The organism is Algoriphagus oliviformis, from assembly GCF_017254915.1.
Lineage (GTDB): Bacteria > Bacteroidota > Bacteroidia > Cytophagales > Cyclobacteriaceae > Algoriphagus > Algoriphagus oliviformis.
In genome coordinates, this window is record NZ_JAFKCT010000005.1 from 40,821 (window position 1) to 63,295 (window position 22,475).

Below are 22,475 nucleotides of genomic sequence, written 5' to 3' on the forward strand. Positions count from 1 at the left end.
TGATTTGCTTGCTTATTTCCCTTGCAGGGCCTTTTTCAAAGCGGTCGCCGCATCCAGCACAGATTGCTGCACCGCAGGGATGTGTGCCAACGGATTGAGCATCCCGTAGTCGTGGATAAATCCTCTGTATTCGGTGATGGTGGTCGGAACCCCGGCTTCATCCAGCTTTCTTCCATAGGCCAGGCCTTCGTCGTGCAGAATGTCGTTTTCCGCGATCTGAACCAACGCGGGAGGCAATCCGCTCAGTTCCTCCAGAGAGGCTTTCAGTGGGGAAGCGTATTTGTTGTCGCGTTCTTTCAGATCCGGCAGGTAGTTGTCCCACATCCATTTCATCAGCGGGGTGGTCAGAAACCTCTCCTGGGCAAATTGGGTGTAGGATGGTCGGCTGAAATCCGAGTCAGTGACAGGCCACAAAAGTACCTGCTGAGCCAGTTTAGGGCCATTTTTGTCCTTGGCCATCAGGGCTACGACGGCGGCCATGTTACCGCCAACGCTGTTGCCCACTACGGCTAGCCTGCTGGCGTCCACGCCGATCTCGTTTCCATGTTCCGCAACCCATTTTGTGGCTGCATAGGCTTGGTTGATGGCGACAGGGAACCTCGCTTCGGGAGAGGGAGTGTAGTCTGGGAAGACTGCTACCGCACCGCTGTGGACGACCAGGTCACGAACGAGCCTTTTGTGGGTAGGGTAGTCGCCCAAAACCCATCCGCCGCCGTGGAAGAACATGCCGCCGTGGAAGAACATGAAGACGGGAAGTCCTTCTTGAGCCCCTTTGGGTTTTACGATGTGGATGGTCAGGCTGTGCCCATCTTGGGTGATGGTTCGTTCGGACTCATCGATGTCGGAGTAGTCAAAGCTCACCGATTGTTGTGCGCCGACCAAAACCTGTCGGGCGTCAACTGGTGCCAAAGTTTCCAAGGGTTTTCCGTCGCCACTGTTGAGGGCTTTCAGGAATTCTCTGGTTTCTCTTCCGATGTTCGGATCTTGGGATGCGGGATTTGATTGTGCCATGATGTTGGAGTTTATGATGGTAAATGATACTAAAGACAGGAGTTTTAAATAGGTGGATTTCATGGTAGTTAGTTTTGGAGGTGGAGGTTTAAGATGATGTCAAAGTTGAATGCGGAACCTACAGGGCAGGTTTTCTCCGTTTCTTTGGCGATTCTTTCAAATTCCCCAGCGGAGATCCCGTCCACTTTCGCGTTCAGCGTCAGCTCTGACTGCGTGATCTTTCCGTTGTCGAGCGTGATGACGGATTTCGTTTGGAGGTCTTCGGGATGGTATCCCGCCTGAGTCAAGTCCAGGCTTAGCTTCATGGTAAAGCATCCTGCATGGGCAGCTGCCAGTAGTTCTTCGGGATTGGTCCCTACACCCTCAGCAAACTTGCTGTTGTACGAATACTGGGTCTTGTCGAGGACTGTACTCTGCGTAGTGAGGTGTCCCCGGCCTTCGTTGATGGTGCCGTTCCAGACGGCCGTTGCATTGCGTTTCATACCTTTTTGTTTTGATTGTTGCTTATTGATAAAGCAAAGGTATGGCGCAGATAGGGTATGGATAAAGGGTTAAAATTCTACTATGATTGTACTTTTTTCCCTTCGATGGATTTTTTTTCGATTCGGCCTTGTCAGGCGGTCGATTTTGCCCCGCGGTGAAATGGTAAAAAGCCGAGCGCAGGAAGTTGTCTGAATAAGTTTGACGAAAGGATTGGAGCCTTTGCCGCGACAGCGCCATCACTTGAAAAAAACAGGCAGCTGGATGGCGAACGAAGCTGAATGCCGGAGCCCGACTTGATTTGCCCGGAGAGTTTTCAGGGCTATAGAAAAACCCATTCAGACTGGCAGTCCGAATGGGTTGGTTCAATTCACGCAATTTTCAAGGACTGGATCAGCCCTTTGTCGAAATCATACTGGTAAGTCAAGACAAGCGGACTGCCCGGAAAGGAGCCTGCTATTTCGGCTTTCAATTGCTTTTCGGCTTCCGAGTATTCAAGCGGTTTCATGCTGGTTTGGAATTCCTTGTTGGCCTTGTCTATCCAGTTTTGGATTTCCTTTCGTCCCCGGTAGGTTTTTCCCTCGTCAAAGACGATGGCCGATTCGGTGAAACATTCGGAAAATGCTGCGCTGTCGAGCTTGTTTTGCGCTTCTACCAGCGCTGTCAATACCTGTGGTAAGTTCATGTGAGGTTTGTTTTTAGTGGATAATTAGATGGTGGGGATGGTCCCACCGTCGATGATGTATTCTGTACCTGTCAGATACTTGGCTCGTGGCGATGCCAAAAAGCCTACGAGTTCTGCTACCTCTTCGGGCTGCGCGGGCCGGCCCATGGGGATTCCGCCCAGCGCGTCCATCACGCTTTGTTTGGCTTGATCGGTGGTGATGGACGAGCTCTCGGCGATCCTCTCCATCATCCGCTCCGCGGCGGTGGTCATGATCCAGCCTGGGGAGACGGTCAAAACCCTCACGCCTTTCGGCGCTACTTCATTTGAAAGGCTTTTGCTGTAGTTGATAAGGCCGGCTTTCGCCGCTGCGTAGGGCAGTGTCGCATCGTAGAGAGGCAATCTGCCCTGTATGGACGCGATATGGATGATGACGCCGGAGCTGCGCGCGATCATTTGCGGGAGGAAGGCCCGGTCTAGCCGTACGGAAGCAAGAAGGTTGGTTTGGATGGCTTCCTCCCAGTCTTCGTCAGTGAGGACGGCATAGCCTCCAGCTTTGGACTCCGAGCCTCCCAGGTTGTTGACCAAGATGTCCAGCCGGCCAAATTCCTGCAGGATTTCCGCTACCACTTTCTTTGTTCCAGCCGGGGTGCTCAGGTCCGCCGGGACGAAGTGAAGTCTTCCGTCGGGCTTTTCGGGGGCGTTTCTTGCGGTGATGACCACAGTCGCTCCAGCCTCCAGGAGCCGCTCTGCGATCGCTTTGCCCGCTCCTTTGGTACCGCCGGTCACCAGGGCTATTTTGCCTGCGAGTTCCTTGTTGAAGTTGTTTTGTACCATAGTGTTATAATCTATAGCACAAATTTCAGCCTTAAGTACACTTGGGACAAGTACGGAAATACGATTCAGATAGGGATCAATTTTTCCCCTATTGCATAATTTGGAGCATAGGTTTAATATTGATTATGTATGAAAGAAAGATTTTGCCCAACCTCAATTGTGGACTGGATTTGATAGGGGAGGTATTGTATGGTAAGTGGAAAATTAGGCTGTTGTGGTTTATCAACGAGGGGGCGCTACGTCCCAGTGAACTGCAGCGCAAGATTCCGGATGCTTCCCGACGGGTACTGAACATTCAGCTCAAAGAACTGGAAGAGCATGAACTGATCACCAAGAAAATATACCCCGTAGTCCCGCCCAAAGTAGAATTCAGCCTCACCGATTTTGGGAAGTCTTTGATTCCAGTACTCGCTGGATTGGGTAAATGGGCTGATGAAAATGACGGACAGCTGCGTGCCGTGATAGCCAAGCGTTTTGCTTGACCGTACTATCAGCCTGCCGAAGTAAAATCGCCTATTGTTTACTTAGCCCTTTGCGAAAGGTAGCCGGCGTTTCCCCGGCTTTCTGCGTAAACATCCGGTTGAAGTAGGCAGGATCCTCATAGCCTAGTTTGAAGGCGATCTCCTTGATACTCGAGTCGGTGTAGAGCAAAAGCCGCTTGGCTTCCAGTACGATCCGGTTTTTGATGATTTCGTTGGGGTTTTCCAGATGAAGCTTGTGGAATTTTTGGGTGAGCGTCTTTGGGGCGATGTTCAATAGCGACGCATAGTCGGCTACACTGTGTTTTTCCCGATAGTGTATATCCACCAGCCTGCTGAAGTTCCTGAAAAACTCCTGCTCCGCCACCGCCAACTGCAGGCTCTCATTTTCGAGATATTGTTTTTTCCAGGCTCTGGTGGCGCGGATGATGATCTGCTTGAGATGGATGCGGATCATCTCTTCGGAGGAGTTGTCCTGGGCAGTCAGTTCATCCGTGATTTGCATGAGTAGCAGGCGGACTGTTTTCGATTCTTCCGGCAACAAGTCCACCTTTGGTATTTCAAAAATATTGTTGAACAACAGGCCGTCGCAGGCTACCTCATCATCGTGGATCTGGATACAATAAAAGTCCCGGTTATAATAGATAAGCGCTCCCTTCTCCTGGCCCGCGGCGTGTATGTGCAGGTATTGGTTGGTGTTTATGAAGAAAAGCGAGGGCACCGTGACCTCGTAGTCATTGAAGTCCACCGTTAGGGAATATCCCTGGGGGACATACAGAACTTTGATAAAAGTCCGAAATGCCTCGCCGTTGACCTGGTCCAGCGAATCCGAGTCGAAAGAAACCATGCCTAATTTCTTGTGGTTGGACTCAAAGAGGGCTGCAGTGTTGTTCATTGGCGTGGGTGTTCGATGGTACAAGGTTACAAAAAAAATCGAACCGGCGACTCCGGCTCTTTGCACTTGGCTGTTGATGCTGAGAGTCGGTTTTGAGGTCAATTTTTTCGACTGTGCAGCAGCATGCCCAAGACTACCAGGCCTATTCCCGCCAGGGTGTAGTAGCCTGGGAAAACCGGACTGAAAATGACCAGTTCCCCGATGAGCGAAAAGACCACCTCGGAGGCTTGGGTAGCTTCGACGGCTGCCAAGGACTTTTCGTCCTTTCTCACCTGATTGGTCGCCGAGAAGAAAAGCGCGGTGGCGATGAGCCCAGAAGAAATGGCTACTGCCAAAGTCTGCAATGCCTGACTCGATGAGGGGAGTCCTTGGCCGCCGGCCCATTCGACACAGACCAGGAGAATCCAAAACGGCAGACTACCGATCAACATGCCCAGAATGCGTTGGTAGGCGTCTAGCCTTCCGTCTACGAGCTGCATCATCTTTCTGTTTCCCAAGGGAAAAGCGAAAGCCGCGACGATGACAGGCAGGGTTCCGGTTCCCAATTCCTTGATGCTCAGGTTTTCGGCCTGGCTGAGCTGCATCATTCCTATTCCCAGAAGGATGAGCGCCGAATAGAGGAAGGAGGAGAAGGGGATTCCTTTGGTTTGCGTGCCTTGGCTGAGCAGCGGGGATAGCAGCAATCCCGCCACGATCGTGATCTGCCAGGTCCCGGCGATCAGCCATGATGGGCCATAGGCAGCGGCATAGGTCAGTGTGGAGTAGAAAAGCCCAAATCCTACCGTGCTCCAAAGCAGCCATTGGATAGGATGTCTTTGCAGTTCCTTCAGCAGCTGCCCCAAATTTTTCCTCCAAAAAACAATCAGGAAGAATATCGGCAGCATCCAGAGGAAGCGCAGGGAAGCGCTCCAAATCCAGCTGCCTCCGTTCACGGCCATGAGCCGGTTGAAGATGAAAGTGAAGGAGAAAAACAAGGCCGAGAGCAATCCCAAGAGGACTGCTTGGTTTTTGTTCGAAGTCATTGGTAGAGCGATGCTTGTTGGAAACTTGGCGGAGGGTATTGGCCCTTTCTGGCTTTAATGGGAAAGGACTGGTTTTACGGGAAAAAGGCCCCTGAAAAAGGCGGATCCCTTCTAGGCGGAGGATCGTAAAAGAACGCTGCGGAGCGTTTGGGCTCCGCAGCGGTGGATGGTCTCAGCTGTTGGCTGGCGCCTCCTGCTTGGCAAACTTCTCCAGCTCGAGGTTGAATTTTTCCATCTCCTCGATGAATAGGGCATGGCCGCTTTTTTCAAACTTGACCAGATAGGAGTTTTGAATTCCCTCGTGGAGCTGCTCGGCAAATGCGAAGTCGCACAGCTTGTCTTGGACACCGTGAAAGATCGCCACGGGAATCTCCACCTTGGTCAGGCCAGAGCGCAGGTCAAGATTGGCGAGTGACTGGATGGACTGCGTGGTGGCGTAGGGGGAAGCTTCCAGATTGATCGCTCTCAGCCATTCCGACATTCCTTTTGAGATCCCGCCTTCCGTAGCGGCAAAGGCTTTGTCGAAACCGTCCAAGACCTGGGGTCTGTCTGTTTTTGTCAGCTCGACAAAGGATGCTGCCCCTTCCGGCGTAAGGCCATAGGGATAGCCAGGCCGCTGTAGCCAAGAGGGCGCGGCGGCGGCAAACAGCGCGAGCTTGCTCAGGTGCGCTCCGTCGTACTTGATGGTGTAGTGCAGGGCGACGGCGCCGCCCATGGAGAAGCCTCCGAGGACGGCGTTCTCAATCTTGAGCTTTTCGAGCACCGCTTTGATGTCATCTGAGAAAACATCAAAGTCGTATCGTCCATAGGGTTTGTCCGATTTGCCGAAGCCGCGCAGGGAAATGCCGATCACGCGGAATCCTCTCTCTACCAAGTATTGGTATTGGTACTCATACATGGCGTTGTTCAGCGGCCATCCGTGAATCAGGACGATGGATTGGCCTTCGCCCAGATCGACGAGGTGTAGCTTCACGTTTTTTTCCACCTCGATGTATTCCGGTCTTCCGGCTGAGGCAGCTGGTCTTTTTCCTTGGGAAAGCACTGCGTTGCTGTGCAGCAGGCTTGCCACTAGTGCGAATGTTAGGATTTTCGTTTTCATAGTTTGTGTTGTTTAAGTGTGTATTTGATTTGGTTGGTGTTCAGTTGGAGGGATGGAGCTGGGCTTCCAGGGTGATCTCAAGGTTGTACACTTTGCTGACAGGGCAGTTTTCCTTGGACTTGTAGGCAATCTTGAAGAACTGGTCCTGTGATATGCCGGGGACTTTGGCTTCGAGCTTGAGGGCTGATTTGGAGATCGTTCCGTTGTCCAGCGAGATCGCCGCTTCCGTTTTGATCTCTTCCGGTTTGTAACCCGCGACAGTGAGATCAGCGCTGACCTGCATGGCGAAGCAGCTGGCGTGGGCCGCTGCCAACAGTTCCTCGGGATTGGTGCCGGTCTGATTTTGAAAGCGACTCACAAAGGAGTACGGCGTGTTGTTGAGGATTTTGCTTTGTGAGCTAAGGTTGCCCACCCCTTTTTTCAATGTTCCGAGCCAAATGGCACTAGCTGAGCGTTTCATTTGCGTTTCCCTGTTTTGCGTGTGATTTGATAGTGCAAAGTTGTGGCTGTGACACGGCTGAAAAAATGGATAAAAAGCCATGAAACTTGTACATTTTTCCCTAATGGAGGTGAGAGGGAGATTTCAGGTTGCTGATGGAAAGCGGACGGTAGAGCCCCCGCTGGGCGTAGTGGAAAGTTTATAGGGCTAGGTGTGGATTGCATCTACACCTTTTTTATCCAAACAAATTTGTAGTTTGCTGAAGGGACGAAGGAATAGAAAAGAAGGCCAATTGCATCCCGATAAAAGGATGGAAGCGATAGTAGGGTAGGAGAAGGCGTCAAGAAATCTTCCAGAGGAGGATTTTGGCCTTGGTCTGGGTTTTGGATAGGAAAATTCTACCCAGTCGCCGCGGTGTTTTGACTATCTCGAGAAGGAGTGCCTATCAAAAAAATAGATCTCATAAACTAATCGCATGGTTCAGCTTTGATGCTATATTTGGACTAAGTTCTTTCAAAAAACCACCTGCACAGCCGAAACCCGATATATTATACTTTAAAATGACTGTTTCGACATGAGAACACAGTCTGATGAAGAATATAGGGGGTAAGCAAACAACATAAAATACCAGTTGTCTAAAGTATATGATCAAACCCCTCCTCACTGTCCCAATCATCCTTTTGTTTTTCGTTTCAGTGCATGCGCAAACCGACACTTGTGACTGTACTAAGCCTACCGAAAGCCAGATTATTGATCTTTGCAACAAAGTAAACCGTACAGAATATTCCACTATTGACGGATTCAGTTTCACTTACCAAGAAGCTCTTTGGAAAATGGCGGGCGCAGACCCTCAAAAAGATGACTTCAATAAAGGTGTGGAAAAAGTGCAATGTTTCTGGAACAAGTACCGGCAACTTCTTACCTGCGAGTTTTCTACAAATACTGCCACGGGCAAGAATATCCTTAAGTATACTATCGAAGGTGGACTACCTGGCTTTACCGTAGAAATGGTAAAACGTTACCAACTGGATGTGAATTTCACAGATTACGATGGGGAAACAGTGCTGGACTACCTAGTGAGAAGGATGGGGGAAATGAGGAAAAGACCACCTGTTGACCAGTTGAAGATAGACGAGTATCAAAGAATCCATGACCTTATAAGATCCAAAGGCGGAAAATATGCGACAGAATTATAAGTAGGATGGATTGGCTTTCCTTTTTCGTTCTTTGTCCCCAGGTGGATCTAGTGGAAAGTTTGTAGGGACTAGCTGTAGATTACATCTACACCTTTTTATCAATACAAATTTTCATTTTGCTGGGGCACGAAGGAATAGAAAAGAAGGCAATTGCATCCCGATAACGGGATCGAAAGGAAAAATGGATAAAGTTGTGAACTTCACCCAGCGGAGGGAGAGGATAAAACCGGATATTTGGACATGAAAGTGGCTATTTCTTTATTTTTCATTTTATCCATTTGTATTCAGGATCTTTTTGCGCAGCGATTCTTTTCTGAGGAAAAGTTATGGAGTCAATCGGTGTATTCGATTGAGGAGGCTTTAAAAAATCCGAGAAAGACTGTAAGTGTTTATCTTCGTGATACTTCTCTAAGGTCAATTCCTAGTGGTCTGCAAAACCTGCCCAAATTGCAGATGCTGAAGATTTCAGATTCAAAAATCGAGTCATTTTCCTCTTTTGACGCTCCAAGACTAAGGTTTCTAGACCTTTCGGGAAGTTCGGAAATTGATTTGGCATCCTTGTTAGAGGAAAATTCATTTCCCTTGCTTGAGAAATTAATTTTAAACTTTTGTGAAATTGAATCTATTCCCGGAAGTATTTTGGACTTGTGTAATCTTGTTAATCTTGAGTTTAGCAACAATAGAATAGCCCACCTTCCTGAGAAAATAGGTTCGATGAGAAAACTTGCTAGTTTGCTGTTGCAGAACAACAATCTTAGATCCTTGCCATTTAGTTTTGGAAATTTCGAACAATTGGAAATGCTAGTCCTAACAGGTAATTCTTTCTTAGAGTTGCCGCAGGAAATTACTAATATCAAGACTTTGAAAAGTTTGTTTGTTGGAAACGAGGGAATGGATGTTTATCAAATGATCGGAGTATTGAGCAAATGTGAATCTATAGAGATACTTCATTTGAGTGAAATAAAGATTGGCAGTTGCGCCAATATTGGAAGACTTGCTGAATTGCCGAATCTGGAAAGAATCATTCTTGATGACGTATTTGAAAGTGAAGAAGATATTCATTTGGCTGAACTAGGGAGGTTTAAAGGGGAGGTGTTTATTAACACAAGTTTGGAATTGGGAGATGACACGAGGCTTAAAATAGAGTCTTACGATAATCTTATATTGAATAGGATTGAGTAGATGGCTTTCAATTGTGTTTGAAGGAAATTGTTTATTCTTAGTGAGTTAAATGTGAAAGCAGGCATATCTTTGCTGATGGCATTCAATCGCCTGACTGGGAGTAGTATAAAACTGATTTGGACTAGTTGTAGTCCCCGCTGGGCGTAGTGGAAAATTTGTAGGGCTAGCTGTAGATTGGATCTGCACTTTTTTTTATCAATACAAAGTTGGAATTTGCTGAGGGGACAAAACAATGGGATAGAGGGCCAGTTAAAAATTGACAAGGGTAGAAGGGTGCAATTGCTCCCGTACAGCTGTCGCGGTACCACCCAGTAGCGGGGAGCTTCCTACCGCCAAGCATTGTCCAACCCCATCTTCCACCCTGATAGTGCAGGACGGAGAAAGGCTCGAAAAATCAAAAATTATACCTCTCCCAGCTTGTCATTTTTCGACAAACGCAGCATTTTGATTGTCAAATCCCATCACGGCGGCAGTGCGATAAAGACGCTGAAATCCAAGGTTTTTGCATTGTGAAAACCAGTGCCTGAACCCGGCTGACGGGATCGATGGTCAACTTTTTCTTTCCGGTGAACGCTGCTCACCTCGTCGGTTTGGTCGGTAGGGAAGAGGTAGTGTAGTCAGTCAATACTTTGGACCAGAATCCTGGATATTAAGCATGCATTGTTACAAAAGATTTAGACGTTCCGCCTCGGGCGGCGCCCGGCTGGGCAGATTTTCATACCTGTGGCTGCTTACCCTGCTGTGGCTGCCGCTGGAGCTTGACGCCCAGAGCAAAAGACCGAATATCCTTTTCATCCTCACGGATGACCAGCGCTGGGATGCGTTGGGCTTTGCCGGCAATGGGATGATCCACACTCCCGAGATGGACCGTTTGGCCTCGGAGGGGACTTATTTCGAAAATGCCTTTGTCACCACGCCCATTTGTGCGGCCAGCCGTGCCAGCATCCTGACCGGCATGTACGAGCGCACGCATGGATACACCTTTGGACAGGGCGAGATCAAAGCACCGTACATCGGGCTGTCCTATCCGGCCTTGTTGAAGGGCTCGGGTTATTATACCGGGTTCTTCGGAAAGTTTGGGGTCAGCTATTCCGGGTTTGACGGGCTTTTTGACGTGGGGGAAAGCTATGACAGAAACGGTGCTTTCAAGGACCGGAGAGGCTATTTCTTCAAAACCATCGGAAGCGACACCGTCCATCTCACCCGCTACACGGGACAGCAGGCGATCGACTTCATCCAGGAGGCACCGGAGGATAGACCATTCGTGTTGTCCCTTAGCTTCAGCGCTCCCCATGCACATGATCCCGCTGAGGCCCAGTATTTCTGGTCGCCGGAGTTTGATAGCCTGTACCGGGATTTGGTGGTGCCGGATCCCATGCTGGCGGAGGATTCCTATTTCCAGGCGCAGCCCGAGTATGTACGGACGGGAGAAAACCGCACCAGATGGCATTGGCGATACGACACGCCTGAGAAGTACCAGCACAGTGTCAAGGGATATTTCAGGATGATCTCCGAAGTGGATGCTGAGATCGGCAAAATCCGGAAGGCTTTGGAAGAAAAAGGCCTGGCTGACAATACCGTCATCATCCTGATGGGGGACAACGGGTACTTCCTCGGGGAGCGGCAGCTGGCAGGTAAGTGGCTGATGTATGACAATTCCCTGCGGGTGCCGCTGATCATCCATGACCCGAGAAAGCGGGGAGCCCGAAGGGTGGAAGGCATGGCGCTCAACGTGGATATCGCTTCCACCATCTTTGATTTGGCGGGCATGGACATACCCAAAGAGTGGCAGGGCCGCAGCCTGGTGACCGAGGTGGAGGGTGTTTCCAGCTTGGAGGAAAGGACGGCATTTGTGGCCGAACATCTCTGGGAGGTGGACATCATCGCGCCCAGCGAAGGCTTGCGAACAAAGGATTGGAAGTACTTCAGGTATCGGAATGATCCCGATCACGAAGAGCTGTACCACTTGGCAGAAGACCCCTATGAACTCACCAACCTGGCGGGGGATGCTCGCTACCGGGAAAAACTGGCCGACATGCGGTCCAAGTTCGACTCCTTGGCGAAAGACCTGGAATCCAAGAGATTGGACTGAAAGCGGCTTTCGCCCAAAATAAACTATCCACTAACTCACGAAAAACCATGTTTGGGACAATCCATAGAAACATAAGACTGTCGGCCTTGGTGTTGGGGGCACTCTCCATACTGGGATTCAGGTCGATCCTAGCCGTTGATCCGGTCGAAAAAGCAACCAAACCCAATGTTATTTTTGTCCTTGCCGACCAGTGGCGTTCCGATGCCGTGGGATACATGGGCAACAACGACGTGCTCACGCCTCACTTGGACAGATTGGCCAAGGAAAGCCTGGTCTTCGAGAATGCGGTGACCGTCATGGCGGTCTGTGCGCCTTGGCGGGCGAGCTTTCTCACCGGCCAATACCCGCTGACCCACGGGGTGTTTTACAACGACAAGCCCCTGCCCAATGAAGCGCTGACGATGGCGGAGATCTACAAGGAGCAGGGATACCAAACCGGTTACATTGGGAAATGGCATCTCAACGGCCATGCGCGGGGTGAGCATCCCTTTAGCGCAAGGGACAAACCCGTCCCCAAGGATCGCAGGCAGGGCTTTGACTATTGGAAGGTGCGGGAAGTGACCCACGACTACAACAACTCCTTTTACTTCGACGAAAATGACCAGAAGCAGATTTGGGAAGGGTACGATGCCTTTCCCCAGACGGACAGCGCCATTTCCTACATCAAGAAAAACAAGGACAATCCCTTTTTGATCATGCTTTCCTGGGGGCCTCCGCACAATCCCTATCATACCGCTCCGGAGGAATACCGGAAGCTCTACGATCCCGCAAAGATCACGCTCAGGCCCAATGTCCCGGAGGAGTTTCAGGACAGCGCGAGGCAGATCATAGCGGATTATTATGCCCACATCACCGCATTGGACAAGGCCATGGGCGATCTTTTGGCAGCCGTGGAAAAAGAGGGCCTGTCGGACAATACCATCATCGTGTTTACTTCGGAGCATGGGGACATGCTTTTTTCCAAGGGAGTCTTGAGGAAGCAGCGCCCCTACGACGAGTCTATCAAAGTGCCCATGCTGATCCGCTATCCGGAGAAGCTGTCCCAAGCCCGGCACGTGCGCGCACCTATCAATACGCCGGACTTGTTGCCGACGCTGCTGGGCCTTAGTGGGATAAAAATCCCAAAGACAGTGGAGGGTACGGACTATTCCAAGCCTCTCATCGCAGGTGAAGACCTGGGCAATGACGGGGCCCTGATCATGCTGCCGGTGCCGTTTCACGAGTGGAAGTTTATGAATGGGGGCCGGGAGTTTCGGGGAATCAGGAGCGAGCGCTACACCTATGTCAAAGATCTCGAAGGGCCTTGGCTGCTGTACGACAACCAGACTGACCCTTTCCAGCAACAAAACCTGGTCAACCAGCCGGAATCCAAGGAACTTCAGGCGCGGTTGGAAAAAGTCCTTCAGTCCAAGCTGAAGCAAACCAAGGATAGATTTATGCCGGCGGACTACTACATGACCCAGTGGAACTACCTCTATGACAGCAGTGACAGCCTCCGAACCGAGGACTACCTACAGCTCAGGTAGTCGAGGGAAAGACTGGACGCCTGACCTCAAAAAGGTGTCGTGAGTCCAAAAAATGACCGCAGGATTATTGATAGAGGGGGCGTCATAGAAGTTGGCGGGGATTTCCCATCATTCTTCATTTGAGATCGGCTCTTACTCGAGAGTACCCCTGCGGTCTATTTGCTCGCCTAGCACCGCCGATTTGTTTTTTATCCATTTCCTACGTAGCCGCTTGGCATGAGCTGCCGCACAAGCGTGTCCAAATCCGCATTCCCCACGTAATTCTGTGCCATTCTTCCGCTGAAATGGGCTAGCCTCCCGCTTCCTCGCCAGCCTAACTTTGTCCTATCAAAAAATCAGTAGTGACACTTAAATTCTAACGAAAATGGCAAAAACTATTTTTATCACAGGCGCATCAAGGGGTTTTGGCAGGCTATGGACAGAAGCCCTGCTCAAGAGAGGCGACAAGGTGGCTGCAACTTCCAGAAGTGCGGAGGTTTTCAAGCAACTGGAAGCCGAATATCCGGAAAACTTCCTTTCGATTTCATTGGACATCACAGATCGGAAGGCGGTATCTGAGGCGGTAAAAGCTGCCAAGGAACATTTCGGCCAGTTGGACGTCGTGATCAACAATGCGGGATATGGGGTCTTTGGGGCAGTGGAAGAGGTCGGTGAGAAAGAGACCAAAGACATTTTTGAGGCAAATGTATTCGGGACGCTTTGGGTGACGCAGGCCGCTTTGCCCATCTTTAGGGCCCAGGGCAGTGGCCACGTGATTCAGCTTTCCAGTGTTTTGGGCGTTTGGAGTCTTCCCACTTTGGGGATTTACAACGCGACAAAATTCGCCGTGGAGGGCTTCAGCGAGGCCTTGGCTGATGAAGTAAGGGACTTTGGGGTCAAAGTGACGATGGTAGAGCCAAATGGCTACACCACCGATTTTGGTGGAAGTTCAGCAGTACAGGGCGAAGCGATTCCCGCCTACGACCAGTTGAAATCCAGCTTGGCAAACGTGGACGGGCTATTGCCAAAAGACTATGGAAAACCAGAGGCGACGGTTCCTGCGATTTTGAAGTTGATCGACAGTGAAAATCCACCGCTTCGTTTGTTTTTGGGAAAAGTCGGGCTGAGAAAGACCGAGAAAATATATTCCGAGAAATTGCGAACTTGGAACGAGTGGAAAGAGGTTTCAGAAGCGGCCCACGGCCATTGAAACAGTATTGAGGTCTTCCTTTATCCGACAGCCATGATCCATTATAAGACGCTCACGGAACTACACACGGGTAATCACTGGGATGCTCCCCAGCATCCTTTGTTCAGTATGATAGGCTGCCAGTCAGCCTGTACTTTGGGAAATAGGGAGTTTACCACCGACTGCTATGTCATAGCCTTTAAGAAAATAAAGTCAGGCATATTCATGTACGGACGTACGCCCTATGACCATGACAACGGATGTTTGTTTTTCGCCAAGCCGAGACAGATCATTGAGCTGAAAGACCTTCAGTTTGAGGAGAAGGGCTATATGCTGATGATCCACGAGGACTATCTCAGCGGTCACGAGCTTTTTAAGCAGATTGAGAAGTTCAGTTTCTTCGATTATGAAGTCACCGAGGCCCTCCATCTTTCGCCCAAAGAAGAACAGACGATATTGGAGCTCCATTCCAAAATCCAAACCGAATACTTCACCAATCCAGACGAGTACAGCCGCGAAATCATCCTAAGCCACATTTCCTCCATTCTCAGCTATGCCCAGCGCTACTACAAACGGCAGTTTATAGATCGGGCCCAGGTCACGGGTAAAACCGCTTCGAAGTTTAACGACGCTTTGAAAAGGTATATCAGCGAGGGCATGTTGGAGCAAAACGGACTTCCCAATGTGGCGTATCTGGCAGAGCAGCTTTTCATTTCCCCCAGGTATCTGAGCGATCTGTTGAAGCAGGAGACCGGAAAGACGGCCATGGAGCTGATCCATAGCTATATGATTTCCGAGGCCAAAAATCTATTGAGACTTGGTGGGAAAGGCGTGGCAGAAATCGCTTATGAACTGGGCTTTGAAAATGCCTCTTATTTCACCCGCCTTTTCAAAAAGCAGACAGGAATGAAGCCTCTTGAATTTATGAGATCAAACTTGAATTGAGCGCACGGGATCAAAGCGCTTCGGTACAATCCTCCTTTTGGGAGGATTTTTTTTTACTGTAAATCCGTGCCATTCTTCCTGAGAAATGGGTTAGTCGCAAAGGTGCTTGATTCTTGAACTTTGCATCAATGTCAAACAAGTCAGTTCGTTGAAAAAAAAAGAATTATGAAAGCAATCGTATTGAAAGAAGCAGGAAGTGTAGACAATCTAGTCTATTCTGAAATCGAAAAGCCGACTATCGAAAATGGCGAAGTCCTGGTAAGGGTCAAAGCCGTGAGCATCAATCCCGTGGATGCAAAGACCAGAGCCGGAAAGGGAGTCTATGGACGGATCAAAAACGAAAGCCCGCTCATTTTGGGCTGGGATATCTCCGGAGTCGTCGAGGAAAGCAGCAACGATAGATTCAGGACTGGGGACGAGGTTTTTGGGATGGTGAACTTTCCCGGACATGGCAAAGCCTATGCGGAATACGTGGCTGCCCCGGCAAACCAATTGGCACTGAAGCCCACGAACATCTCATTTGAAGAAGCCGCTGCCTCTACGCTGGTGGCCCTCACGGCGTATCAGGCACTGGTTCACCATGCCAAAATCAAGTCAGGCCAAGAAGTGCTCATCCATGCGGCATCCGGGGGCGTAGGTCATGTCGCCGTACAGATCGCCAAGCATCTGGGAGCGAAAGTGACCGGAACATCCTCGGCAAAAAACAGGGAATTTGTCTTGGGATTGGGGGCGGATGCGCACATCGACTACCAAGGGTATGACTGGGAAGGTGCCGCCAGAAAATACGACTTCGTCTTGGATACAATCGGAGGTGAGAACATCGACAAGTCCCTGCAAGTAACCAAATCAGGCGGTACGATCATCAGCATTCCGACTGGATTAAACGAAGAAGTCACTTCAAAAACCGCCTCACAGGGTGTTCTGGGATACTTCATTTTGGTACAGTCTAGCGGGGAAGATATGCAGGCCATTGCGGCCCTGTTGGAAAGCGGAGTAGTGAAGCCCCATGTTTCCAAGATATTTCCTTTTGCGCAAATGAGAGAAGCACACCTCGAGCTGGAAACCGGAAGGACGGTGGGGAAGCTGGTGCTAAGCCTTTAATCATCAATATTTTTCCGACATGATGAACTCGACTCATTTCAGACTTTTGGCATTGGCCTCGCTGGTCGTAGCGGCCTGCAACAAGGTTCCTTCCAAGGAGGCTAAAACTGTCATTGCTCCAGCCCATGAAGATCCTGTGGCACTGGAACAGGTCTTTGCAGACAGCACGTATCAGTTGACTGGGGTAGCCGTGACGAAGGGGGACCGGCTCTTTGTGAACTATCCCTACTGGCTTGATGCCCATTCGTACTCGGTGGTGGAAGTGAAGGACGGCAAACCGCTGCCTTATCCAAACTCCGACTGGAACAGCTTTGAGATAGGACAAGATGGGCAAGACAAATTTGTATGTGTCCAAGCGGTGTTTGCTGACGACCAAGGCTATCTGTGGGTGGTGGACGCAGCTGGAATCGGTCTGGGCAAGGTGTACCAAAGCAGCAATAAGGTGGTGAAAATCAACCTAGCTACCAATGCAGTAGAACGGATTTACCGCTTTCCGGCGACTGTCGCCGGGGAGGAGGTGTACCTCAATGATATCCGTGTGGACAACGAAGCCGGTTTTGCCTATCTGACCGATTCCAATTCCGGTGGAATCGTCGTCTTGGACATCCGTTCCGGTGAGTCGAGAAAGGTCTTGGCAAACTCGCCATCGGTAAAGTCTGATGCGGCCTACCGTTTTTCGCCTTTGGGAACTGAGCTCCGCACAGGTGACGGCTCCGCGCTAAAAGTGAATTCGGATGGAATCGCCCTTAGTCCAGACCGAAAATACCTCTACTTTAAGCCCCTTACCGATGACCGGTTGTACAGAATCGAGACTGGATTGCTGAGGGACTTTAAGGAAACGGATGCCCAAATAAGCCGGAGCGTGGAAGATCTGGGGAGATTCGTGACCACCGATGGGATGATTTTTGACAAGCAGGGCAATCTCTACTTTGGAGACCTTGAGGCCAATGCGATGGTGAAGATCAGTCCTGATCTACAGATGCAGACCATCGTCAAAGATGATGAAAAACTGCTCTGGCCGGACAGTTACAGTATTTCCGAAGACGGCTACCTCTACCTCACCACCTCGCAGATACACTTGATGCCTTGGTTTCATCAGGGCCAGGAGAAGTTCAAAAGGCCTTTCGCCGTGTATCGCATCAAACTGTAATCTCTATCATATCCTAGTTTTTGCCTTGATGATAGATTCGTCCCCAAAAAATATGAAAATGAAAACAATGCTCTTTTTGGTTGCTCTGCTCTGTTCGGCAGCGCTACATGCCCAGACTGTTCAGACATTTACCTTGGAAGAGTTACCGACCAAGCCCGTAAACGAGCTGCTGAACCGGGCCATGATCTCTGGAGAACAGGGAACGATTGGCTATTTCACCTATAAGAAAGGTGCTGTCGTACCTACACATCAGCATCCAAACGAACAATACTCTCTCATCACCAAGGGGAGTGTAAAAGTGACCATTGGTGAAAGGGAGTACATCGTGAAGGCGGGTCAGGGGATTATCATTCCTCCCAACTTGCCGCACAGTTTCGTTGCCTTGGAGGATGATACCATCGATATTGATTTTTTCGCCCCGCCAAGAGCGGACTGGATCGACGGCACCGACAATTATTACAAGGATAACTGAAGCCAGTTTGGGATGGAGACGAGGCAAGTTTGCGAACGGGTCGTCATCCATTGTGCCGGTTGGTGACGTTGCACCCCGGAAGTTTCAAGGCAGTTTGGTATAGTCAAAAAAAAGATCCCGGATGGCAGGTCCGGGATCTTGACGTTTTGCTCCAATCTATCTGACGGCTAGGCCAGGGCCTTGGGAGATGTCGTGGATTGGGGTAGGGGCTGGGAAGGTCTTTTTTCCGACCTTGACCCTTGATGCATCTGAGGCGTCACCGGCCTAAGGTAAGATACCAAGCCGGTACTTTTTAGCCATTGGTCAAGCTCCCGCTGCTCAGACTCCTGGAGCAGTTCTTTTGCCTTTCTGTATTCCTTTGCGACCAGGCCGCCGTCAAAGCTGACCTTTTCAAGTATGGTTTTGTAATATTCCAGAAATGTGTTTTTTGCCATCTTCAAAAATTCGTTTTGGGTTTTACATCTCGGCCAGTCCAATGCTGGCTTCTCTGGATTTCCGTCGGTGGCCCTTCCGATGCCAAAATCATCCAGCAGGTCAAACAATCTCCCGCCGGGAAAGGGCTGGGCTAGGCAGGTGGGCCATTCCTTTTCTCCACTGTGTTCATTGTTCTTTCAAGTTAATGGTTAAACAACTAGACAAGCCTGAGCCGGACGCTTCTGGTACCTGTTGCGAAGCTCTTGGCCCATGGCCGAATGAATCGCGATTCTTTGAAAATCCGACGTTCAACCGCCATGCCAATGGCGCTGAGGCGTTTTTCTTGACAGTTTTTTGCTGAAAAATTGTCAGCGTTGTCAGTGGGAATTTAGCGCCCAGACCGAAAAGCCGGGGAAATGCATCGCCGCTGCCCCCTGAAAATGCCTGCTTAGTGATCGGTCGCTAAACATTTTTTGCCGTTTGGGCTTTTTCTACTTGGACAACAGATCCCCTGGTCTGGGGGATAGCAGCAAGCCATGACAGCAAGAGAACTGGATAGGATCATAGAAATGGCCTGGGAAGATCGCACGCCCTTTGAAGCGATCAAATTCCAATTTGGGATGGGTGAAGCCCAAGTGATCAGCTTGATGTGCAAGGAGCTGAAGGCGAGCTCCTTCAAGATGTGGAGGAAAAGGGGGAATTCTGGCGTCAGCCAAAAACACCTGAAAAAGCGAAGTCTTGAAATGCTTCGTTTTAAGTGTTCCAGACAGAAAAGCATTTCCCAAAACAAGATCTCCTGATGTACACCTTCCCAACGGATATCTCTTCGATCGAACATCGGCTGCGACATATCCAGCCCATTGCCTACGCGTCTACCAGAAACTTCAAAGACGGGCAAGTGACGCGGTTGAGCCCCTATATTTCTCGCGGGGTGATTTCTACCAAGCAGGTGCTGGCACATATCCAGACACTGGAGTTGCCCTTTACCCAGGTGGAAAAATTGGTTCAAGAATTGGCTTGGAGGGACTACTGGCAGCAGATCTGGATCTCCAAAAAGGAGGGGATCATGCGGGATTTGAAGCACGTTCAGAGTCCAGTGACCAATTTTGAAGTACCTAAGGCGATCCTAGACGCGCAGACCGGGATCTCCGCGGTGGACGAGGCTATCGTGGAATTGTATGAAACGGGATACATGCACAACCATATGCGGATGTATGTGGCCTCCATTTGTTGCAACATCGCCAAGTCGCATTGGCTTGAGCCTGCCCGATGGCTGTACAGCCACTTGTTGGACGGGGATCTTGCCAGTAACCATCTGAGCTGGCAGTGGGTGGCGGGAGCCAATTCCAGCAAAAAATACTACGCCAATCAGCGCAATATCAACCGCTATTTCCAAAGCGACCAACAGCATACTTTTTTGGACGTGGAGTACGATGAGTTTGACAATCTGCGGACTCCCGACCTTCTCAAAGAGACCCAGCCGCTTCGAGTGGATCTCAAACTGCCACAATTGGAGATTCCGAAGTTGGCGAATTCAAAAACCACCCTGGTTTACAACTACTACAATCTGGATCCCTATTGGCATCAGGACAGGGAGGTGCAGCGGGTATTGCTTTTGGAGCCGTCGTTTTTCGCCAAGTATCCTATCCATCAGAAGTGCCTGGACTTTGCGATGGCTTTGAGCCAAAATATAGCAGGCATCCAGCCCTTCGTGGGGGAGTTTTCGGACTTGGCCGCCTTGGTGGATGCCCAAAATCTGGTTTTCAAAGAGCATCCTACAAATTCCCACTACCATGGCCGGGAGGAGTCCAGAGAATGGATGAGCTCCGTCGTGGGCTACTATCCTTCTTTTTTTGCCTTTTGGAAAAAGTGCAGAAATGAGATCGCCACAGCCTATGAATTTGCCAAGTGACCCATCACCAAGCCGCCCCAAAACATGCAACTACAAAAAGAAGAACTCGAAAAACTAGACCGGAAGTACCGCCTGAATCTGATCAACTCCATCTCCGGGATAAAGCCTGCCAACCTGATCGCTACCAAGTCCGTGGACCAAAAGGAAAATGTCGCGATCTTTTCCTCCGTAGTCCACCTTGGTTCTGATCCCGCCCAGCTGGGATTCGTCATGAGGCCACAGTCCGAGGTGCCCCGGGACACCTACCCGAATATTGTCGAGACGGGATGCTATACGATCAACCAGGTGCCGGAGTCACTGATCAAAAAAGCCCACTACACCTCGGCAAAGCTGAAAAAAGGCGACTCGGAATTTGCCCGAATGAAGCTTCAGCAGGAGTACATCGGGGGATTTTACGCGCCCTTTGTCAAAGAAAGCCAGATCAAGATCGGGATGAAGCATTTGGAAAGTATCCCCTTGCCCAACGGATGCATCTTCGTGGTCGGGACGGTCGAGCTGTTGGCAGTTCCCGACGCTGCGGTCAATGCCCTGGGGCAGCTGGATATGGCTGGTGTCTCCGGCGTCGGGATTTCTGGGCTGAACAGCTACTATGGGCTCAGCAGATTAGATACCTTCCCCTATGTCCGCGAGGGGGAGATCCCGGATTTTGAATAGCTGTCGCGACCTGGCGGGGGAGATCAATGCCCCGCTGTGAGGATCTCTTGCAAACCTGAAATCGGATGAAGAAAAACGAACTTCCCCAAAAAAACTGTCCAGTCTGCAACAGGCCCTTTTCCTGGAGGAAAAAATGGGAAAAGAACTGGGGAGAAGTCAAGTATTGCAGCGAAAGATGCAGAAGAAACAAACCCCATGACCCAAGCGATTAGCCTTGTTTTTCCCCACCAGCTTTTCCATTCCGGACCTTTGCTGGAAAACGCGCACGACATTTATCTGGTGGAGGAACGGTTGTTTTTCAGCCAATACCGATTTCACAAGCAGAAGCTCGCCTTCCATCGGGCTTCGATGAAAGCCTACCAGGACTTTTTGGAGAAAAGCGGAAGGACTGTCCGATACATCGAGAGCTCGTCAGAGCTAGCCGACATCCGCAAATTCAGGAAGGAAATCGATCGGGAAGGGATCGACGCGATCCACTGCATCGATCCGGTGGATGATTGGCTGGAGAAAAGACTCAGGAAAATGGCGGCTTCTGTCGAATTGACATTCTACGAAAGCCCTGCTTTTTTGAACACCCGTGAGGAGCTGTCCGATTTTTTCAATCCAAAGAAGGAGTCTTTTTTCCAGACTGCTTTTTATAAGCAGGAGCGGAAGAAAAGGAAGATTTTGGTGGATGGGAATATGGAGCCGGAGGGAGGAGAGTGGACGTACGATTCGGAAAACAGGAAGAAATATCCCAAGGGCAAGACTCCTCCATCCGTCCAATTTCCGGATGTTTCTCCATTTTGGGAGGAAGCGCTGGCCTATACCAAAAAGCATTTCGCGGATAATCCGGGCAAGCTGACCCAAGCGCCCATCTATCCGATTGACCAGCTCCAGGCAGAGGCTTGGTTGGACGAGTTTTTTCGACATCGGTTTCATGAGTTTGGGGACTATGAGGATGCGATCGTGAAAAACGAGTCTTTGTTGCACCACAGCCTCCTTTCCCCCTTGATCAACGTGGGACTCCTGCTTCCCGGATTGGTTTTGGAAAAGTGCCTGGACTTTGCGCAAAGCGAGAAAGTCCCCCTCAATTCCGTGGAGGGATTTGTCCGTCAGCTCATGGGGTGGCGGGAGTTCGTTCGGGGGATGTATTGGTGCAAGGGCGGCTATTCCCGAACCAAGAACTTTTGGGGTTTCAAGAGGAAGATCCCGGCCAGTTTTTATGACGGCACGACGGGTATTTTGCCCGTGGACGAGACGATCAAAAAGGTCCTGAGCACGGGATATTGCCATCACATCGAGCGGCTGATGGTACTGGGGAATTTCATGTTGCTCTGCGAGTTTGATCCGGATGAGGTGTACCGCTGGTTTATGGAGCTGTTCATCGATGCCTACGATTGGGTGATGGTGCCCAATGTGTATGGGATGAGCCAGTTTGCCGATGGGGGGCTGTTTGCCACCAAACCCTACATCGGAGGGTCTAATTACCTCAGGAAGATGGGCGACTACCCCAAAGGCGAATGGGAAGCGGTGTGGGACGGGCTCTTCTGGAGCTTTGTCGCCAGACACTCGGATTTTTTCCAATCAAACCCAAGGCTCTCCATGATGTACCACACCTGGAATCGAATGGGGGAGGACAAGAAGGAGAGCCATCTCCGCAAGGCAGACAAGTTTCTCGAAGGCATTTCGTAGCGGCGAAATGGCGGATTTGATACCTGTGTTTTCGAGAAGCCTATGTCCCTTGAATGCGCGGCA

24 protein-coding genes are annotated in these 22,475 nt (G+C 50.2%); 15 read left to right on the forward strand and 9 right to left on the reverse strand.

The genetic code is table 11. From position 1 onward, the window contains the following. Positions 1-12 precede the first annotated feature (12 nt). The 4 genes from J0A68_RS12835 to J0A68_RS12850 all read right to left on the reverse strand — a co-directional run bounded on the left by J0A68_RS12835 (position 13) and on the right by J0A68_RS12850 (position 2,992). On the reverse strand, positions 13-1,011 hold the full coding sequence (locus tag J0A68_RS12835; RefSeq protein ID WP_206578618.1) for an alpha/beta hydrolase: 999 nt from the start codon (positions 1,009-1,011) through the stop codon (positions 13-15). A gap of 68 nt (positions 1,012-1,079) precedes the next feature. Continuing rightward, the gene (locus tag J0A68_RS12840; protein ID WP_206578619.1) at positions 1,080-1,493 is read right to left on the reverse strand and encodes an OsmC family peroxiredoxin; all 414 of its coding nucleotides are present in this window, start codon (positions 1,491-1,493) and stop codon (positions 1,080-1,082) included. Positions 1,494-1,861: 368 nt separating this feature from the next. Further along, positions 1,862-2,176: a Cif family virulence factor gene (locus J0A68_RS12845; RefSeq protein WP_206578620.1), complete on the reverse strand. Its 315-nt coding sequence runs from the start codon at positions 2,174-2,176 to the stop codon at positions 1,862-1,864. Between the two features lie 24 nt (positions 2,177-2,200). After that, on the reverse strand, positions 2,201-2,992 hold the full coding sequence (locus tag J0A68_RS12850) for an SDR family oxidoreductase (RefSeq protein WP_206578621.1): 792 nt from the start codon (positions 2,990-2,992) through the stop codon (positions 2,201-2,203). A gap of 125 nt (positions 2,993-3,117) precedes the next feature. Between J0A68_RS12850 and J0A68_RS12855 the strand changes: the two genes are divergently transcribed. Next, entirely contained in the window at positions 3,118-3,474 is a 357-nt protein-coding gene (locus J0A68_RS12855) for a winged helix-turn-helix transcriptional regulator (RefSeq protein WP_206578622.1), read from the forward strand. Between the two features lie 31 nt (positions 3,475-3,505). On the opposite strand, the gene J0A68_RS12860 is transcribed toward J0A68_RS12855, so the two are convergent. The 4 genes from J0A68_RS12860 to J0A68_RS12875 form a co-directional block, all read right to left on the reverse strand. Further along, entirely contained in the window at positions 3,506-4,366 is an 861-nt protein-coding gene (locus tag J0A68_RS12860; RefSeq protein ID WP_206578623.1) for a helix-turn-helix domain-containing protein, read from the reverse strand. A 98-nt stretch (positions 4,367-4,464) separates the two neighbouring features. Next, on the reverse strand, positions 4,465-5,388 hold the full coding sequence (locus J0A68_RS12865; RefSeq protein ID WP_206578624.1) for a DMT family transporter: 924 nt from the start codon (positions 5,386-5,388) through the stop codon (positions 4,465-4,467). Positions 5,389-5,560: 172 nt separating this feature from the next. Further along, positions 5,561-6,487 carry an alpha/beta fold hydrolase gene (locus J0A68_RS12870; protein ID WP_206578625.1) on the reverse strand — a complete coding sequence of 309 codons (927 nt, stop codon included), beginning with the start codon at positions 6,485-6,487 and terminating at the stop codon, positions 5,561-5,563. A 40-nt stretch (positions 6,488-6,527) separates the two neighbouring features. Beyond that, positions 6,528-6,947: an OsmC family protein gene (locus J0A68_RS12875; protein ID WP_206578626.1), complete on the reverse strand. Its 420-nt coding sequence runs from the start codon at positions 6,945-6,947 to the stop codon at positions 6,528-6,530. A 623-nt stretch (positions 6,948-7,570) separates the two neighbouring features. Here J0A68_RS12875 and J0A68_RS12880 point away from each other — a divergent pair. The 9 genes from J0A68_RS12880 (at position 7,571) to J0A68_RS12920 (ending at position 17,758) form a co-directional block, all read left to right on the forward strand. Then, positions 7,571-8,122 (forward strand): hypothetical protein, encoded by a 552-nt coding sequence (locus tag J0A68_RS12880; protein WP_206578627.1) that lies wholly within the window; start codon positions 7,571-7,573, stop codon positions 8,120-8,122. Between the two features lie 240 nt (positions 8,123-8,362). Further along, positions 8,363-9,304 carry a leucine-rich repeat domain-containing protein gene (locus tag J0A68_RS12885; RefSeq protein WP_206578628.1) on the forward strand — a complete coding sequence of 314 codons (942 nt, stop codon included), beginning with the start codon at positions 8,363-8,365 and terminating at the stop codon, positions 9,302-9,304. Between the two features lie 655 nt (positions 9,305-9,959). Beyond that, on the forward strand, positions 9,960-11,396 hold the full coding sequence (locus J0A68_RS12890) for a sulfatase family protein (protein ID WP_206578629.1): 1,437 nt from the start codon (positions 9,960-9,962) through the stop codon (positions 11,394-11,396). A 47-nt stretch (positions 11,397-11,443) separates the two neighbouring features. Next, a complete protein-coding gene (locus tag J0A68_RS12895) occupies positions 11,444-12,922 on the forward strand; it encodes a sulfatase family protein (protein ID WP_206578630.1) in 1,479 nt (492 codons plus the stop codon). Positions 12,923-13,286: 364 nt separating this feature from the next. Next, positions 13,287-14,111, forward strand: coding sequence for an SDR family NAD(P)-dependent oxidoreductase (locus J0A68_RS12900; RefSeq protein WP_206578631.1), 825 nt, complete (start codon positions 13,287-13,289; stop codon positions 14,109-14,111). Positions 14,112-14,144: 33 nt separating this feature from the next. After that, the gene (locus J0A68_RS12905; protein WP_206578632.1) at positions 14,145-15,035 is read left to right on the forward strand and encodes a helix-turn-helix domain-containing protein; all 891 of its coding nucleotides are present in this window, start codon (positions 14,145-14,147) and stop codon (positions 15,033-15,035) included. A gap of 165 nt (positions 15,036-15,200) precedes the next feature. Further along, entirely contained in the window at positions 15,201-16,136 is a 936-nt protein-coding gene (locus J0A68_RS12910) for an NADP-dependent oxidoreductase (RefSeq protein WP_206578633.1), read from the forward strand. A 19-nt stretch (positions 16,137-16,155) separates the two neighbouring features. Beyond that, positions 16,156-17,286, forward strand: a complete 1,131-nt coding sequence (locus tag J0A68_RS12915) for an L-dopachrome tautomerase-related protein (protein WP_236025587.1) — start codon at positions 16,156-16,158, stop codon at positions 17,284-17,286. 58 nt (positions 17,287-17,344) lie between these two features. Continuing rightward, positions 17,345-17,758, forward strand: coding sequence for a cupin domain-containing protein (locus J0A68_RS12920; protein WP_206578634.1), 414 nt, complete (start codon positions 17,345-17,347; stop codon positions 17,756-17,758). Positions 17,759-17,925: 167 nt separating this feature from the next. Here the strand turns inward: J0A68_RS12920 and J0A68_RS12925 are convergent, their stop codons facing one another. Beyond that, the gene (locus J0A68_RS12925; protein ID WP_206578635.1) at positions 17,926-18,192 is read right to left on the reverse strand and encodes a hypothetical protein; all 267 of its coding nucleotides are present in this window, start codon (positions 18,190-18,192) and stop codon (positions 17,926-17,928) included. Positions 18,193-18,708: 516 nt separating this feature from the next. On the opposite strand from J0A68_RS12925, the gene J0A68_RS12930 reads away from it, so the two are divergent. The 5 genes from J0A68_RS12930 to J0A68_RS12950 all read left to right on the forward strand — a co-directional run bounded on the left by J0A68_RS12930 (position 18,709) and on the right by J0A68_RS12950 (position 22,412). Then, positions 18,709-18,972, forward strand: coding sequence for a TIGR03643 family protein (locus J0A68_RS12930; RefSeq protein WP_206578636.1), 264 nt, complete (start codon positions 18,709-18,711; stop codon positions 18,970-18,972). After that, complete coding sequence (locus J0A68_RS12935; RefSeq protein ID WP_206578637.1) at positions 18,972-20,084, forward strand: FAD-binding domain-containing protein; 1,113 nt, start codon at positions 18,972-18,974, stop codon at positions 20,082-20,084. Before J0A68_RS12930 ends, J0A68_RS12935 begins: the two co-directional genes overlap by 1 nt. Before the next feature lie 24 nt (positions 20,085-20,108). Further along, positions 20,109-20,738, forward strand: coding sequence for a flavin reductase family protein (locus J0A68_RS12940; RefSeq protein WP_206578638.1), 630 nt, complete (start codon positions 20,109-20,111; stop codon positions 20,736-20,738). Positions 20,739-20,803: 65 nt separating this feature from the next. Further along, positions 20,804-20,950 carry a DUF2256 domain-containing protein gene (locus tag J0A68_RS12945; RefSeq protein WP_206578639.1) on the forward strand — a complete coding sequence of 49 codons (147 nt, stop codon included), beginning with the start codon at positions 20,804-20,806 and terminating at the stop codon, positions 20,948-20,950. Beyond that, positions 20,934-22,412 carry a cryptochrome/photolyase family protein gene (locus J0A68_RS12950; RefSeq protein WP_206578640.1) on the forward strand — a complete coding sequence of 493 codons (1,479 nt, stop codon included), beginning with the start codon at positions 20,934-20,936 and terminating at the stop codon, positions 22,410-22,412. The genes J0A68_RS12945 and J0A68_RS12950 overlap by 17 nt, the downstream gene beginning before the upstream one ends. The last annotated feature ends 63 nt before the right edge of the window (positions 22,413-22,475 follow it).